The organism is Aeromonas aquatica, assembly GCF_000764655.1.
Taxonomy (GTDB): Bacteria; Pseudomonadota; Gammaproteobacteria; order Enterobacterales; family Aeromonadaceae; genus Aeromonas; species Aeromonas aquatica.
Genome location: NZ_JRGL01000121.1, coordinates 36,939 through 52,998, shown reverse-complemented (window position 1 = coordinate 52,998; position 16,060 = coordinate 36,939). Strand labels below are relative to the sequence as shown.

General features: G+C 63.6%; 13 protein-coding genes. 3 read left to right on the top strand and 10 right to left on the bottom strand.

Features of this window, described 5'->3' with window-relative positions; genetic code table 11:
• Positions 1-53 precede the first annotated feature (53 nt).
• From mshL to LG30_RS0115785, 5 genes are all read right to left on the bottom strand, one after another.
• Positions 54-1,742 carry a pilus (MSHA type) biogenesis protein MshL gene (mshL, locus tag LG30_RS0115805; protein ID WP_033131661.1) on the bottom strand — a complete coding sequence of 563 codons (1,689 nt, stop codon included), beginning with the start codon at positions 1,740-1,742 and terminating at the stop codon, positions 54-56.
• Positions 1,743-1,812: 70 nt separating this feature from the next.
• Complete coding sequence (locus LG30_RS0115800; RefSeq protein WP_033131689.1) at positions 1,813-2,124, bottom strand: SctD/MshK family protein; 312 nt, start codon at positions 2,122-2,124, stop codon at positions 1,813-1,815.
• A gap of 49 nt (positions 2,125-2,173) precedes the next feature.
• On the bottom strand, positions 2,174-2,821 hold the full coding sequence (locus tag LG30_RS0115795; protein ID WP_033131660.1) for a hypothetical protein: 648 nt from the start codon (positions 2,819-2,821) through the stop codon (positions 2,174-2,176).
• Positions 2,821-3,414 carry a PilN domain-containing protein gene (locus LG30_RS0115790; protein ID WP_033131659.1) on the bottom strand — a complete coding sequence of 198 codons (594 nt, stop codon included), beginning with the start codon at positions 3,412-3,414 and terminating at the stop codon, positions 2,821-2,823. Before LG30_RS0115790 ends, LG30_RS0115795 begins: the two co-directional genes overlap by 1 nt.
• The gene (locus LG30_RS0115785) at positions 3,414-4,277 is read right to left on the bottom strand and encodes a type IV pilus biogenesis protein PilM (RefSeq protein WP_033131658.1); all 864 of its coding nucleotides are present in this window, start codon (positions 4,275-4,277) and stop codon (positions 3,414-3,416) included. Before LG30_RS0115785 ends, LG30_RS0115790 begins: the two co-directional genes overlap by 1 nt.
• A 96-nt stretch (positions 4,278-4,373) precedes the next feature.
• Between LG30_RS0115785 and LG30_RS0115780 the strand changes: the two genes are divergently transcribed.
• Entirely contained in the window at positions 4,374-5,294 is a 921-nt protein-coding gene (locus tag LG30_RS0115780) for a 1-aminocyclopropane-1-carboxylate deaminase/D-cysteine desulfhydrase (RefSeq protein WP_420796354.1), read from the top strand.
• Between the two features lie 18 nt (positions 5,295-5,312).
• Here the strand turns inward: LG30_RS0115780 and LG30_RS0115775 are convergent, their stop codons facing one another.
• Positions 5,313-7,241, bottom strand: coding sequence for an EAL domain-containing protein (locus LG30_RS0115775; RefSeq protein WP_033131656.1), 1,929 nt, complete (start codon positions 7,239-7,241; stop codon positions 5,313-5,315).
• Positions 7,242-7,744: 503 nt separating this feature from the next.
• Between LG30_RS0115775 and LG30_RS0115770 the strand changes: the two genes are divergently transcribed.
• Positions 7,745-9,262, top strand: coding sequence for an EAL domain-containing protein (locus LG30_RS0115770; RefSeq protein WP_033131655.1), 1,518 nt, complete (start codon positions 7,745-7,747; stop codon positions 9,260-9,262).
• A 141-nt stretch (positions 9,263-9,403) separates the two neighbouring features.
• A complete protein-coding gene (locus LG30_RS0115765; RefSeq protein ID WP_033131654.1) occupies positions 9,404-10,501 on the top strand; it encodes a calcium:cation antiporter in 1,098 nt (365 codons plus the stop codon).
• 72 nt (positions 10,502-10,573) lie between these two features.
• Here the strand turns inward: LG30_RS0115765 and hutH are convergent, their stop codons facing one another.
• From hutH to hutI, 4 genes are all read right to left on the bottom strand, one after another.
• Entirely contained in the window at positions 10,574-12,106 is a 1,533-nt protein-coding gene (hutH, locus tag LG30_RS0115760; protein ID WP_033131653.1) for a histidine ammonia-lyase, read from the bottom strand.
• A 1-nt stretch (position 12,107) separates the two neighbouring features.
• On the bottom strand, positions 12,108-13,811 hold the full coding sequence (gene hutU, locus LG30_RS0115755) for a urocanate hydratase (RefSeq protein WP_033131652.1): 1,704 nt from the start codon (positions 13,809-13,811) through the stop codon (positions 12,108-12,110).
• 67 nt (positions 13,812-13,878) lie between these two features.
• Positions 13,879-14,817 (bottom strand): formimidoylglutamase, encoded by a 939-nt coding sequence (gene hutG, locus LG30_RS0115750; RefSeq protein ID WP_033131651.1) that lies wholly within the window; start codon positions 14,815-14,817, stop codon positions 13,879-13,881.
• Positions 14,810-16,045 carry an imidazolonepropionase gene (gene hutI / locus LG30_RS0115745; protein WP_033131650.1) on the bottom strand — a complete coding sequence of 412 codons (1,236 nt, stop codon included), beginning with the start codon at positions 16,043-16,045 and terminating at the stop codon, positions 14,810-14,812. The genes hutG and hutI overlap by 8 nt, the downstream gene beginning before the upstream one ends.
• Positions 16,046-16,060 lie beyond the last annotated feature (15 nt).

Sequence of the window (16,060 nt, the reverse complement as noted above, 5' to 3'; positions counted from 1 at the left end):
GAGGCCTCCTGTGACCCTGGGCGGTGCACGACCAACGGATGCGCTGTCATGGCTTAGCCCTTGGACGGGTACCATTTGTCGAGCAGCTCGGAGGAGCGCTGCAGCTCCTTCTGCCAGGTGTCGTTATCCACCACGGTCGGCTTGAGCAGGATCACCAGCTCGACCTTCTGGGTGCTCTCGCTGCGGTTGGTGAACGCCTCGCCGACCCAGGGAATGTCGCCGAGCAGCGGCACCTTGCTGACGACTTCTTTTTTGTCGGTCTTCATCAGGCCGCCGATGACGATGATGTCGCCGTTGTTGGCCTGCACCACGGTATCCGACTCGCGGATGGAGCTCTTGGCGAGCGGCAGCACCAGCGGATCGGCGGTGCCGACGTTGATGGTCTTGTTCTGCTCCTCGGTGTCGATGACGGAGGGGTGGATGTGCAGCAGCACCCGGCCCTGCTCGTCGATCTGCGGGGTCACGTCCAGCGCTATGCCGGAGAAGAAGGGGGTCAGCTCCACGTTGGGAGTGACGATGGGGGCCGAGTTGCCCGAGGTGGTGGTGGTGGTGGAGGCGTTGGTGACGAAGTATTCATCCGTCCCCACCTTGATCACCGCCTTCTGGTTGTTGGTCGCGGTGACCCGCGGGCTGGAGAGGGTGTTCACGTCGCCCTGGGTCTTGAGCAGGTCAACCGCCACCACGAAGTTGCCATCCGAGATGGTGAAACCGGCGCCGCCACCGATGGCGTTGAAGATGGGATTGCTGGCACCGACCTGGCTGTTGCCAAGGCTGCCACCGCCCCGGATCCCCTTGTTGCCGTCCCAACTGGCGGAGAGACCGTTCCAGTCCACCCCCTGCTCATAGCCTTCGTTGAGGGAGACCTCCAGGATCCGCGCCTCCAGCACCACCTGACGCTTGAGGTGCTCGCCGGATTGATCCAGAAAATCGCGTACCGCCTTGAGCTCCTTCGGATAGGCCCGCACCGTGACCAAGCCCGCCTGAGGGCTGGTGATGACCGCCCGCCCCTCGCCGGTGCCGATCAGCGTCTGCAGGGAGTCGCGCAGATCGGTCCAGTAGTCGTTGTTGCTGTCCGTCTCGATCCGGGTGCCATTGCTGTTGTCGCTGTTGCTGCTGTCACCGTTGGAGGAGGAGCCGTAATTGTTGTTGCCGTTATTGCCGTTGTTGTTGCTGCTGCCGTCGAAGTTGTTGTTATTGCCGTTGTTGTTATTGTCGTTCGCGGTGACGCCGCCGGTGCTGACCGAGGTGCGGGAGAGGCCGCGGCGGGCCATCATCAGGTAGTTGACCGGTATGGTCTCGGTGCGAAGCCCCGCCGGATAGACGTGGAACACGTTACCCTTGCGCTGCACGTCGAAGCCGTACATGTCGCCCACCACCGCCAGGGCTTCCTGCAGGGTCACATCCTTGAGCTCCACCGAGATGGAGCCCGCCACCCCGGGGTGTACCGCCACGCTGTAACGGGATCCCTTGAACAGGGAGCCGAAGAACTCGACGGCGTCGACGTCATGGGCCGCGATGCGCAACCGCTTCTCCGGCACCGCCACCGGCTGCTGGAGACGATTGAGCTGCAGCAGCTCGCTTTGCACCGAGGGGGGCAAGGTGGTCAGGGGGGCGGTCTGGTTCTGCTCGGTCATGGCCTGCTTGAGGGCATCCTTGGCCTGCACCGGCTCAGGATGCTTGTAGGTCGTACAGCCCGCCATCGCCAAGGCGAGGGGAAGCAGACAGAAATGTGGTTTCTTCATATTATTCATGCACCTGACTCGCAATTAAACTCGATGACTCTGGCCCGCAGCAGTCTGCGTGGAACCGGCTTCAATTTCTGATCTTGCTGCCAAACAGGGTCAACGCCTGGCGCTTTCCCCCCTTCTCCAGCACCACGGAATCGGCGCTGATCGCCACCAGCTGATAGCCGTCGACCCGCTGGCCAATCCGGTAACTCTGGCCATTGAGCACCGCCAGCGCCGGACCGTTGCCGAGGATGATGCTCTGCAACCTGGGCAAGCCGGCCGCCTTGGTGGGGCTGGCCCCCGTGCTGGAGCCGGCCAGGGGCGCGGTAGGGTCCTGCAGCACCTCGGCCAGGGCCTGCGGACTCAGCAGACTGCCCCACAATGCCAGCCAGGCCAAGCCGGCCCGGTTGCCGGGGCGCGGCAGGGTAATGAATCTGGTCAGCCACTTAGCCACGGATAAACTCCTTGCTGGTGCTGAGGGTGTAGATCTCCATCTCCACCGTCGCCTTGGGGTGTTCGATCACCCGGTAGTCAAAGCTTTTCCAGTAGAAGTGGCGCGGCAGCGCTTCCAGTGCCTTCAAGTACTGGTAGACGTCGAAATAGCCGCCCTCCAGCTGGAGCCGGATGCCGTGCTTGAACAGGTTGGCCTTCTGCTCGCCGGCCATCAAGGGTTCTGGCTTCTGGGAGGTGAGCGCCAGCATATGCAGGTTGGTGGAGCGAGACAACAGCGCCTCCAGCACGGCGGGCATCTCGTGAGCCGGGATCAGATCCACCGTCTGGGCCCTGAGCTCTGCATCCAGCCTGGCGAGACTCTGTTCGGTGCTGCCGAGTTGTTCACGCACCTGTGAGTTCGGGTCCCGCGCCAGTCGGACCTGCTTACCCTGGTTCTCGAGTGTCAGGATCTCCAGATCCCGCTGGGCCGCCGTCAGGGCCTGCCGATCCTGCTCGAGACGGGTGCCGGCGGCATCCAGCCAACCGTAGACGCCAGCGGCGCCAAGCAGGATCACGCCAGTCAGCAGGAGCAGGAGCCGCTCCCGCAGGCTGAGGGCGTCGACTTTCTGCGCACACCCCTGCCACTGTGTTTTCAATTCCATCAGGGTTTCTCCCGCTCGATGCCACTGAGCTGGAAGGCCAACTGACCCCCCTTGTCCCGGCTCAGCGTCAGTTCGCCAAACTGCTTGCCCGCCAGGGACGGCGTCTGCTTGAAGCGATTTACCCAGGCGGGGACATCCTGGCTGCGATCCGCCAGACCGGAGAGGTTGATGTGTCCGTCGTTTATCTCGATCCGCTGCAAGGAGAGATGGGGATCGCGTAAACGGGCGAGATCGGCCATCACGCCGGCGTAGCCTTGGGATTTTTGCAAGGAGAGGCTACCCAGCTGTTGCATCAGCCCCTGCTTGGCACTCAGTTCTTCCTGTTTATTGAGGAGCTGCTGCTGCAACTGGCTGTCGGCCAGGTGGCGAGCCAGCTCGGCGTCCAGGCGCTGCGCCTCGCCACGCTTGATCTCCAGCACCGCTTGCAACTGCGCCAGCTCGCGGCTGACCCCCTGCTGCTGCCAGCCATAGGAGAGGCCGATGCCGGCCAGCAACAACAGGCTGATGCCCCAGATCAGGGCCATCTGGTTGAGGCTGGCCCACTGACGCTTGGGCCTGAACTCGGCGCCGTAGAGATTGATATGATGCTTCATCATTCACTCCTGCCGAGGGCGGCGCCATAGGCGGAGAGATACTCAACCCCGGCCAGCACGGCTTTATTGGCCATGGCGGAGACCGGGAAGCCGAATGCCTGCTCCAGGTGACGCACCAGCGTGCCGATGAAGGGTGAGCCGATGGCGAGCTGCATCTGACCCGGCTCCGGCAGCTTGAGCTGGCCGGCGAGGTAGTCGAGAGAGCGCTGGATCTCCAGGGTCAGCCCATCGAGCAGATCGCGATCGGGCTCCTGGGCACTAGTCAGGGCGCCGAATCCGCGCAGCTGGCGGGAGAAACAGAGCCCGCTCCGATGGAACACCAGCAGTTGCAGATCCTGCCCCCTGGGCTGCCACAGCAGCATGCGCACCGTCTGATCCGCCTCGTAGAGGGCCGTCATGGCCAGCTCGTCGCTGACGATGGCCTCCAGGGTTGCCACATTATTGACCGCATCCGCCAGCTGCTTTACCCGGTTCTTGGGGACGCAGATCACGTTGATGCGCGGTCGTCCCGCCGGCGGCGTCGGCAGATCCACATAGTCCATGGCGAGCTGCAACACCGGTTCGTTGACGAAATCCTTGATGGCCCAGGGCAGGGCGCCGACCATCTCGGCATCGGGCACGGCGGGCTTGTCGATCTGGATCTGTTGATAAAGAGTGGCGGCCAGGGCGACCCGCACCTTAGACTTGGCCAGGCCATGCTGGCCGAACAGCTCGCTCATGGCCTGCGGCCATTCGTGGGGCCCATTGACGGCGCGGCTGGTAAAAAGGGGGCGTGGCTCCACACAGGCCAGCAGGATACGATCGCTGGCCAGCAGAAGCCCAACCCGATGGCCGGGGGCTGAACGTCGGAAAAATGATTTCATCGAGACCTGCACCTGGCTGCGTGAAACGGGTTAAACCTTAACATAAACAGAGCATTAGCCTCCAGACTTATGACAGACGATGCATCGATGACCACTATGCCAAACCAGAGTGAGGCTCTTCTGGCCCCTGGCCAGCTCCCCTCGCCACTGCACCCGATCCAGCATCCCTTGCTGGATGCCCATGGGGTTCGGTTCTGGTGCAAACGGGATGATCTGATCCATCCGACCCTTTCAGGCAACAAGTGGCGCAAGCTCAAATACCACCTGCAACAGGCCGAGGCCTTAGGCAAGACCCACTTGCTGTCGTTTGGGGGCGCCTACTCCAACCACATCCATGCGCTGGCGGCGGCGGGGCGCAGGTCTGGACTGCGCACCACCGGCATCATACGCGGTGAACCCGAGGCCGTCAGCAACGCAACCCTGAGCGCGGCCAAAGGCTGGGGCATGGATCTCATCTTTGTGGACCGTCAGAGCTACCGGCGACGCCAGGATCCAGAGTGGCTGGCCCGCTTCATGGCGCCGGACACCCTGATAGTCCCCGAGGGGGGCAGCAGCCCGCTCGCCATCCCCGGGGTGGCCGAACTGGTAGCCGAAGTCCCCTTCTCACCGGATCTCTGGGTGTTGCCCTGTGCCAGCGGTGGCACCCTTGCGGGGCTCATCGCGGGCAAACGGGAACCCGAGCAGGTGCTCGCCATCGCCGTGCTCAAGGGCGGTGCCTTCATCCATGACGAGGTGTGCCGGCTCCATCCCGCCGCCGCCAGCACGACCGGTTGGCACATAGCGCTGGAGCACCACGACGGCGGCTATGCCAAGTTCAGCCCGGCCCTCTGGCAGTGGGTACAGGCCTTCAGTGCCCAGACTGGTCTGCCACTCGAGCCCATCTACAGCGGCAAGGCAATGTGGGGGCTGTTTCGGGAGCTGGCTGCGGGCCATATCCCCCGTGGCAGCGAGATCGTCTTCATCCACACCGGCGGCCTGCAGGGATTGGCGGGACTGAGAGAGCAGGGCCGCCTCTGAGGCGGCCCGACAAACCACTCAGGCTTCGTAGTTGTCCATCACCAGCGGCTGTGGCTCGGCGAACCAGGGCCCCTGCCCCGCATGCACCCCGAGGTGGCGCAACATCTTCCACTCGTCGCCGCTCTCCACCCCGACCGCGATCACCCGGGTCTGGGTGTTGGCGCAACCGCCGACCAGGCTGCGCACCGCCATCTGATTGACCTGACGACGGTGGATCTCCCGCACCAGGCTGGGGTGAAGCTTGAGGAAGTTGATCTCGAACTCCTTGATGTATTGGGTGCTCACCACATCCTGACCGGCATGATCGATGGCCAACTGGCAGCCCAGCATGCGCAGCGCCCGCAGTGGCCGCTTGAGGGCCTCGTAGTGGCGGGTCACCTGGGCCTCCGACAACTGCAGCACCAGCTTCTCATTGATGCTGCGCGGCAGTTGGAACAGATCGAAGAAGAGTTCGCGCTGGAACTCCCGATTGAGCAGATTCTGGGCACAGAGCGACAGGCTGACGGGGCAACCCGGTTCCGGATGCTGGCGCAGCAGGCGCAGGGTCCGGGCGACCACCAGCCGATCCAGCGGCAACAACAGGCCCGCCTTCTCCGCCATCGGCATGAAGACCCCGGCCTGCAGCTCCCGACCCTGTTCGTCATGGATGCGGATCAGCAGCTCCTGCTGCAGCACCGCTTGCGCCGGCTCCTGCTGCACCGGCTGCAGGTAGAAATGGATCCCATGCTCCTCGATGCGGCGGCTGATCAGGGTCCGCCAGCGCACAGTCCCCTTACTGCTCGGCTCTTCGCCCAGCGCCTTCTCGTAGAGGAACCAGCCGCTGTGGCCCTGCAACTGTGCGCTCTTGAGTGCCAGCTCGGCCTCTTCCTGCACCTTGAGCAGGGAGTCCTGCGCCTGATAACAGACGGCACCGAGGTAGACGGCGGTCTCGACATTGACCGATTCGGGCCAGTGCAACCGTTGCAGGCTCTTGAGCAATTGGTTGGCCCCATCCACCATCTCGCTCTCGGACATGTTGGGCAGCAGCACGGCAAATACCTGGGCGCCGTAACGGGCCTGCAGGGCGCCGTTGTGTTTGCGCACGAAGGTACCGATAGTGGCGCTCGCTTCCATCAGCAACTCCTGGCTCGGGCGCCCGCTCAGCTCGGGATCCAGCTCCTCCAGCCCGGCCAGCTCGATCAGCATGACGCCCCCGCTGATCACGCTCGCCTCCATGATGGCGCTCTCCAGCCGGTTATCGAAGAACAGGCGGTTGCCGATGCCGGTGATCTTGTCGACGAAGGCGTTGCTGCGGATGAAGTTGTCAAACCGGCTGCGCTCCTTGCGGGCATCCGCCAGATCGGCCAGCAGGTGACTGAGGGCCTGACTGGCGGACACGGGCCACTCATCGGCAGGATCGTGGGCCAGCTTGGTGAGTTTGCCATCCAGGATCAGCTGGGCCCGTTCGGCCAGCAGCTCGGCGCCGCGCAGTTGCAGCCGCAGCCATCGGATGGAGTACCAGAGCCCGAACACCACGATGAAGACGCCAAAGGAGATGCCGGACATGGCCTGCATGGAGTACTCGAACTCCTTGAACGGCCTGTCCAGCTTGAACTCGGCCCGCATGCCGCTCTGGTGGGGGATGGTCTTGCTGTAGGGGATCAGCAGGCTCTCATCCGTCTGTTGCTGCACATCACGAAACCAGTAGACCCGTTGCTTGCCCTGGCGGATCTCCAGCTCGACCACATGGGTGGCACGCAGCAAGGAGGGCAGCCAGCGAGCCAGATCCTGTTCGTCGTCAGCCGCGCTCAGCTGCTTGTCGATGATATCCACCAGGGAGTCGACCCGGTTCTGCTGCATCTCCATGCCCATCTGGCGGAAGCTGAATACCCCACCGAGCATCACCATGGTCATGGCCGCGATCACGCACAGCGTAATAAAGGAGACGAGTTGAGTGGTCAGTTTCATGTGCCTTTCCGTAGCCGACAGCATCCATATGGCCTCATGGTACCAGCCTTGGCCAAAGCCCGCCTATGGGTGAAGCTCCCGCTTCTGCAATTAAGCAACCCATCATTTTCGTCGTGCACAGGGAGGATATCGTCAGGGGAGAGGTAGAAAACGGGGAGGAAGCTGACTCGCGGGCAGAAAAATGGTCCCACAGTGGGGACCAAAAGAAACACTCAATATCAAAACTAACACTCTGTGCTACTGACAAAAATAGATACAGGAGTATTGAACACACGGTGAGTCAAACCGCAGGGCTACTCTAAACCAGTTCAGATAAGCTGGACAATTGTCACTTATGACAGGTCAGCGATTGAATCTTCACCACCACTTTATAACTAATACATAATTATCAATTGGTTAGCCTGTTAATTCACTAATGTTCCAACCGGAGTCTCAAATCGAACCAGCTAATGGACTATGATGACATACCCTCGGCGCCGCCCCTTTCATCGAACAGGACTGATGTGAAACGATTATCACCCCTCTGGATCAGCCCGTTGCTGTTCAGCCTCCCCATACTGGTCTGCCTGTTGCTGAGCCAGCCGGTGAGCAACGCCCTGGCCCACTACCTGCTGGAGCAGAAGCTGGCCGAGATAGAATTGGCCATGAATGAGCGCCAGCAGACGCTGGAAAAGAGCATCGATGATCAGATGGCCCGCTTTGCCTTCGACTGCGGCGAGCAGGACATGACGCTGTTGCGGGATCCCTGGCACTACAACCGTCACATCCGGCTGCAGGGATTGAAGCTGGCCTCAGGCAAGGGCTGCTCCAGCCTGGGGCCGGATCTGCCGCTCATCGACGCCAGCACCCTGCCCGATCCTGAGATCGATGGCTTCGGGCTGACGGCCACTCCCCCGGCGTTTGGTACCGAGCAGGAGCTGGTCATCTTCTCCAAGCGAGGAGACCAGCTCGCCTACTGGGTGCTGAGCAACAGCTGGATCCGCACCATCATGGAGAAACCCTGTTCCGCCTGCTTTTACATCGAGTTCACCCCGCTGGTGCCCGGTCTCGCCCGCCACAAAATCTTCCCCCGCGGCGAGCAGGCCATCAAGCACGAGCCCGGCAGCGAAAGCCTGAGTTTTACTACCCCCGACAACAAGATGCAGCAAACCCTGTGGTCCGGCCTGGCCTTGCGGACCTATGCCCAGAGCCTGGTTTATCGAGGTACATTCTGGGTCGGCGGGACCCTGGGCGCCCTGCTGCTCACCGGCTACTGGCTGCTACGCAACTACCGGCGTTCCCTCAAGGGATTGCTGCACACCGGGCTGGCCCGCCAGGAGTTTGTGCCCTTCTATCAGCCCGTTGTCGACAGCCGCAGCCAGCGTGTCGTCGGCTTCGAGGCACTGCTGCGCTGGCAGCGTGACGACGACGTCACGGCGCCGGGCGCCTTTATCGCCTATGCGGAGCAGCAGGGGTTGATCCTGCCGATGACGGAACAGTTGCTGGACAGGGTGATCGCCGATCTGCCGCAGCTGGCGCCGGAGCAGTGGGTCAGCGTCAACCTGGTCGCCGCCCACATCGAGCAACCCCATCTGCGCAACCTGCTGCAACACCATGACTGGCCCTCTCCGACCCGGCTCACCTTCGAACTCACCGAGCGCGAGCCCATCATGGACATAGAGGCCGCCACCAGCGAAATCTCGGCGCTGCAGGAGAAGGGATATCACTTCAAGCTGGACGATTTCGGCACCGGCTACGGCGGCTTCGCCTATCTGCAGCGGCTCGGCATTCGACAGATCAAGATCGACAAGATGTTTGTCGACACCATAGGCACCGACGATCCCAAGCGCAGCCTGCTGGACGCCATCATCGCCTTCGGCCTGGAATCCGACATGGAGATGATCGCCGAAGGCGTCGAGACTCAGGCCCAGGTCGACTACCTCGCCCAACAGGGCGTCTATCTCATTCAGGGCTATCTGTATGCCCGTCCCATGCCGTTGCCCGAGCTGCTGCACTGGCAACAGACCAGAGGCGGACACTGACGCGGCGGCGGCAAGGCCCATGAAAATGATTTTCCCCGAACGGGGTAACTGCCTTTATCATGTGCAGGATTCGCCATGGTCCAGCCGGACTTGTCCCTGTCCCCGTCGGCCCTAGCCGCCCCGAGATGAGAACCCATGCCTATGAAGTCATTTATCCGGCAAGAGATTGCCCTGCCCGTTGGCCTGCTGACCCTGTTGTTCTTCAAGACGCTGGGTAGCGAGCTGCTGACGGAGGCCACGCCCCTTGCTGTTTACCTGCCGGTATCCCTGGCCCTGCTCGCCGTCGTCACTTGGGCCATCTTCTCCGTCGTGCGCCATTCCGATGCCCTGGCCATCAAGCTGGGCGAGCCCTTTGGTACCCTGATCCTGACCCTGTCGGTCATCTCCCTCGAGGTCGTGATGATCTCCTCCGTCATGCTGACCGGCGACCCCAATCCGGTGATGGCGCGGGACACCATGTTCGCGGTGGTGATGCTGGTGACCAACGGCCTGGTAGGCTTCACCCTGCTGTTCGGCGGCTGGCGCTATCACACCCAAAATTTCAATCTGGATGGGGTGAAGTCCTATCTGGTGGCCATCATACCGCTGGCCCTGCTCTGCCTGGTGCTGCCGAACTTCACCGAAGGGGGCAATCTCGGCAGCATGTCCAGCGCCATGTCCTGGATGCTGATCATCATCTCTGTGCTGCTCTACGGCGTCTTCCTGCTGATCCAGACGCGTAGCCACAGCCACTTCTTCGTCGACAGCGATAACGAGGATCACGAGGAGCACCACGGCATACTGCACAGCAACGTCTACCACACCCTGCTGCTGCTCGCCTACCTGGTGGTGGTGATCCTGCTGGCCAAGACCCTCGCCATCCCCATCAACTTCGGGGTCCATGTGATGGAAGCCCCGGCCGCACTCGGCGGCTTTATCGTGGCCTGTATCGTGCTGGCTCCCGAGGCGGTCGGCGCCATCAAGGCGGCCTTCAACAACCAGTTGCAGCGCGCCATGAACCTCTACTTCGGATCTGTGCTGGCCACCATAGCCCTGACGGTGCCTGCTGTGCTGCTCATCGGCTCCATGCTGGATCAGGAGGTGCGCCTTGGCCTCGACCCTGCCGACATGGTGCTGCTGTTCACCACCCTCATGGTCTGTAAAGTGACCTTCAGCAGCGGCCGCACCAATGTGCTGCACGGTGCCACTCACCTGGTGCTGTTCGTGGTCTATTTGTTCCTGATGTTCGAACACGCATAGCTCGGCTCAGGCCAGATAGCAAAAGACCGCCCCGAGGGGCGGTCTTTTGCTATGGGTCGATCAGGCTCGGGCTCAGAGGCTCGGCAAGATCCCGGCCGGGATCAGATCGTTGTAGCTGGCGGCGCCCAGCAGGGCCGCGGCCGCTTCGATATCCGGCGAGAAGTATCTGTCCTTGTCGTAGAAGCTGACCTGCTCACGCAGCCGTCCCTTGGCCAGTTCGATCAGCTCGGTGCTGCGCAACGGGGCACGGAAATCCAGCCCCTGGGCGGCGGCCAGCAACTCGACCGCCAGTATGCCGCGGGTGTTCTCCGCCATATCCGCCAACCGGCGCGCGGCGAAGGTGGCCATGGAGACGTGATCCTCCTGGTTGGCGGAGGTGGGCAGGCTGTCCACCGAGGCCGGGTGGGCCAGGCTCTTGTTTTCGGAGGCAAGCGCCGCCGAGGTGACCTGGGCGATCATGAAACCGGAGTTGACGCCGCCGTTGTTGACCAAAAATGCCGGCAGACCCGACATGCGGGAGTCGATCAGCAGCGCCATGCGCCGCTCGGACAGCGAACCAATCTCGGCAATGGCCAGCGCCAGGTTGTCGGCGGCAAAGGCCACCGGCTCGGCGTGGAAGTTGCCACCGGACAGGATCTCCTCATCCTCGGCGAACACCAGCGGGTTGTCGGAGACCGCATTGGCCTCGCACACCAGCACCTCGGCGGCCTGGCGGATCTGGGTCAGACAGGCCCCCATCACCTGGGGCTGGCAACGCAGTGAATAAGGATCCTGCACCTTCTCGCAGTTGTGGTGGGACATACCGATCTCGCTGCCCTCCACCAGCAGTTGGCGATAGCAGGTGGCCGCATCTATCTGACCACGCTGGCCCCGCACGGCGTGGATACGGGCATCGAAGGGGCGGCGGCTGCCGAGGGCGGCCTCCACGCTCATGGCGCCTATGGTGATGGCGCCGGCAAACAGATCCTCGGCGTGGAACAGTCCCTCCAACGCGAAGGCCGTGCTGGCCTGGGTGCCGTTCAGTAGCGCCAGCCCCTCTTTCGGCGCCAGGGAGATGGGCTCGAGGCCGGCGATCTTGAGCGCCGTGGCAGCGTCCATCAGCTCACCCTTGTGGCGGGCCTTGCCCTCCCCGATCAGCAGGCAGCTCATGTGGGCCAGGGGGGCCAGGTCGCCGGAGGCGCCGACGGAGCCCTTCTTCGGCACCACAGGATAAACTTCGGCGTTGATGAGCCGCATCAGGGCCTCGAGCACCGTCAGGCGGATGCCGGAGAAGCCGCGCGCCAGGGAGTTGACCTTGAGCACCATCATCAGCCGCACCGTGGCGTCATCCATGTAGGTGCCGATGCCGGCGGCATGGGAGAGCACGATGGAGCGCTGCAATTCGTCCAGCTGCTCCACCGGAATGCGGGTGTTGGCCAGCAGGCCAAAGCCGGTGTTGATGCCGTACACCACGCGATTCTGCTCGATCACCTTGGTGACCAGGTTGGCGGAGGCGTGGATCCCCGGCAGCGCCGCCGGATCCAGGCTGATATGAACCGGCTCGCGGCTGACGCGGCGCAGGGTGGCGAGGCAGAGCTTGCCCGGTAACAGGTTGAGTTCAAACATCTTATTTCTCTCCTTTGCCGGCAGCAGCCAGCATGGGTAAGTCCAGTTTCGCCTCATGGGCACAATCGATGGCAATCGGGTAGCCCGCGTCCGCATGACGCATCACGCCGGTGGCCGGATCGTTGCGCAGCACGCGACCGACCCGCTTGGCGGCGTCATCTGTGCCGTCACAGACGATCACCACCCCGGAGTGCTGGGAGAAGCCCATGCCGACCCCGCCACCGTGGTGCAGGGAGACCCAGGTCGCGCCGCCCGCGGTGTTGAGCAGGGCGTTGAGCAGCGGCCAATCGGAGACGGCGTCCGAGCCGTCCAGCATGGCTTCGGTCTCCCGGTTCGGGCTCGCCACCGAGCCGGAGTCCAGGTGATCGCGACCGATGACCACGGGCGCTTTCAGCTCGCCATTCTTCACCATCTCGTTGAAGGCCAGGCCCAGGCGTACCCGATCCTTGACCCCGACCCAGCAGATCCGTGCCGGCAGGCCCTGGAAGGCGATGCGCTCGCGGGCCATGTCGAGCCAGTTGTGCAGGTGAGGATCGTCCGGGATCAACTCCTTCACCTTCTGATCCGTCTTGTAGATGTCTTCCGGGTCACCGGACAACGCCACCCAGCGGAAGGGACCAATGCCCTCGCAGAACAGCGGACGGATGTAGGCGGGCACGAAGCCGGGGAAGTCGAAGGCGTTCTTGACCCCTTCATCCAGCGCCACTTGGCGGATGTTATTGCCGTAATCCAGGGTGGCGGCGCCACGGGATTGCAGGGTCAGCATGGCCTCCACCTGACGGGCCATGGAGTGGCGAGCCGCCTGGTTCACCTCCTGGGGGGCGGATTTTTGCAGCGCGCGCCACTGGGCGACGCTCCAGCCCTGGGGCAGGTAGCCGTGAATCGGGTCGTGGGCCGAGGTCTGGTCGGTCACCACATCCGGGGTGATGCCACGGGCCACCAGCTCGGCGAACACGTCGGCGGCGTTGCCGAGCAGGCCGACGGAGACGGCGCTGCCGCTGCGTTTGGCTTCCTCGACCATGGCCAGCGCCTCATCCAGGCTGTGGGCCTTCTTGTCGACGTAGCGGGTCTTCAAGCGGAAATCGATGCGGGTCTCGTCGCACTCGACGGCGATCATGGAGAAGCCGGCCATGGTGGCGGCCAGCGGCTGGGCGCCGCCCATGCCCCCCAGACCACCGGTCAGGATCCAGCGGCCCTTGGGTTCGCCGTTGAAGTGCTGATTGGCCACCGCGAAGAAGGTCTCGTAGGTGCCCTGCACTATCCCCTGGGTGCCGATGTAGATCCAGGATCCGGCCGTCATCTGGCCGTACATCATCAGGCCCTTCTTATCCAGCTCGTTGAAGTGCTCCCAGTTGGCCCAGTGCGGCACCAGGTTGGAGTTGGCGATCAGCACCCGCGGCGCATCCTTGTGGGTCTGGAACACCCCGACCGGCTTGCCGGATTGCACCAGCAGGGTCTCGTCTTCCTCGAGCCGGGTCAGCACCTCGACGATCTTGTCGTAGCAGGCCCAGTTGCGGGCGGCGCGGCCGATGCCGCCATACACCACCAGCGACTGGGGATGCTCGGCCACTTCCGGATCCAGGTTGTTCATCAGCATCCGCAGCGGCGCCTCGGTGAGCCAGCTCTTGGCGGTCAGCGTCGTGCCACGGGGGGCACGGATGACTCGGCTCGGGTCCTGACGGGGATCCTGGTGTTGCTCAGACATACACACTCCTTGTTTTATCAATGTCGCCGCCATCATGGGCGCTGCTGGCACCCGGCGAGTCGGCTGGCTACTTGGTGAGTTGATGGATCAGGCGGGCGGCCACGCGGGCGCTGCGGTTGTCCAGATCCAGACTCGGGTTGTACTCGGCCAGATCGGCGAGCCTGAGCTTGCCGCTGGCCCGGATATGGGCGATCAGGGGTTCGATGACGGCCAGCTCGACGCCGCGGGCGGCGGGGGCGCTCACCCCCGGCATGACGGCGCCGGGTAACACATCGAGATCGATGGTGAGATAGAGGTGATCGCAGCGGGCGATAAAGGCATCGAGCCCATTGAGCAGCTCGGGCAGATCGGCTTGGGTCATGGCCTCGTCCAGCACGTGCCAGACCCCCAACGACTCGGCGCGAGCGAACAGGGCCGCCGTGTTGGCGGTCTCGGCCACCCCGAGACAGGCGTAGTGGAAGGAGGAGCCCTGGGTGGCGCACTGCTCGGCAATCTGAAAGAAGGGGGTGCCGGAGCTGGCCTGATCCTGCTTCATGCGCAGATCGAAGTGAGCATCCAGGTTGATGATGCCGACCCGGCCCTTGCCACCCAGATGGCGATTGAGGCCGCTCCAGCTACCGAAGGCCACCTCGTGACCACCTCCCAGCACCAGCGGGAAGTGGCCCAGATCCAGCGCACGGGCGACCCGCTCCGCCAGACGGTCGTGGGCGGCATCGAGATCGCCGTCCTCGCAGGCCAGATCGCCGCCGTCATGGACGGGACGGCTCAGATGCCAGGCGCTGTTGGCGAGCAGCTTGCGCACCGCCAGCGGGGCAGCGGCGGCGCCGACCCGCCCCTTGTTGCGGCGCACCCCTTCGTCACAGGCAAAACCGAGCAGCACCACGCCGGGCTCGCTGCCTGCTTGCCAGGGTTGCACCTTGTTGTGCCAGCGCAGGGCCAGTTCACCATCTTCCGGATCCTGGCGCCCCTGCCAGACCGACATGTCGGCCGCGTTGAACTTATCCATGGAGCGTCTCCTCCCCGTTGAGAACCCGGCTGACCAGTTGATCGACCCCGATCAGGTAGCTGATCTCCGAGGGGTGGGCGCAATTCCAGACCAGAAAATCGGCCTGCATGCCCACTCTCAGCTGCCCCAGACGCTCCTGCTCGCCGAGCGCCCGGGCGGCGTGGCGGGTCACCCCGGCCATGGCCTCGACCGGGGTCAGGCCGAACAGGGTGCAGGCCATGTTCATGGCCATGCGCAGGGAGACGATGGGGGCAGTGCCCGGGTTGATGTCGGAGGAGACCGCCATGGGCACCCCCGCCTTGCGCAGGGCGGCGACCGGCGGCAGCTTGGTCTCTTTGAGGAAGTAGAAGGCGGTGGGGAGAAGGGTGGCGACCACACCACGGTGGGCCAGCGCCTGGATCCCGTCCTGATCCAGATATTCCAGGTGATCCACCGAGAGGGCACCGAAGTTGGCGGCGAGCGTGCTTCCCCCCAAGTTGGAGAGCTGCTCCATGTGCCCCTTCACCGCGAGATTGTATTGATCCGCCGCCAGATAGACCTGCTCTGTCTGGGCCAGGGAGAAGCCGATCTGCTCGCAGAAGACATCCACCGCATCCGCCAGACCCGCCTCGGCGGCCGCCGGGATGATCTCCTGGCAGATGGTCTCGACCCAGGAGTCGGGATCGTCGCGGTACTCCGGCGGCACCGCATGGGCGGCCAGCAAGGTGGTCTTGACCCGGATGGGCAGCGCCTCCCCCAGGCGGCGGGCGACCCGCAGCATCTTGAGCTCGTCCACCAGGGTGAGGCCATAGCCGGACTTGATCTCCACTGTGGTGACCCCTTCCCGGATCAGGGACTTGATCCTCGGCACCGCCAGCTCATAGAGCTGATCCTCGCTGGCCGCGCGGGTGGCCCGTACGGTGGAGAGGATGCCACCCCCCTTGCGGGCGATGTCGCTGTAGGGCACGCCCTGCTGGCGCAGCTCGAACTCCTCGGCGCGGCTGCCGGCAAAGATGAGGTGGGTGTGGCAGTCGATGAGGCCAGGAGTCACCAGCCTGCCCTTCATGTCACGCCAGTGGGCGGGATGGGGTCCCTTGAGATCCTGCATGGGGACCAGGGCGTGGATCCTGCCTTCATGCACGCCGAGGGCATGGGGTTCCAGCAGACCGTAGTCCGCCAGATCGGAGCGCAGGGTGGCGGGTGTCACGTTGAGCCAGACCCGCTCGCAGTTCAACAGTTCCTTGTTCATACCGACCTCTAAATG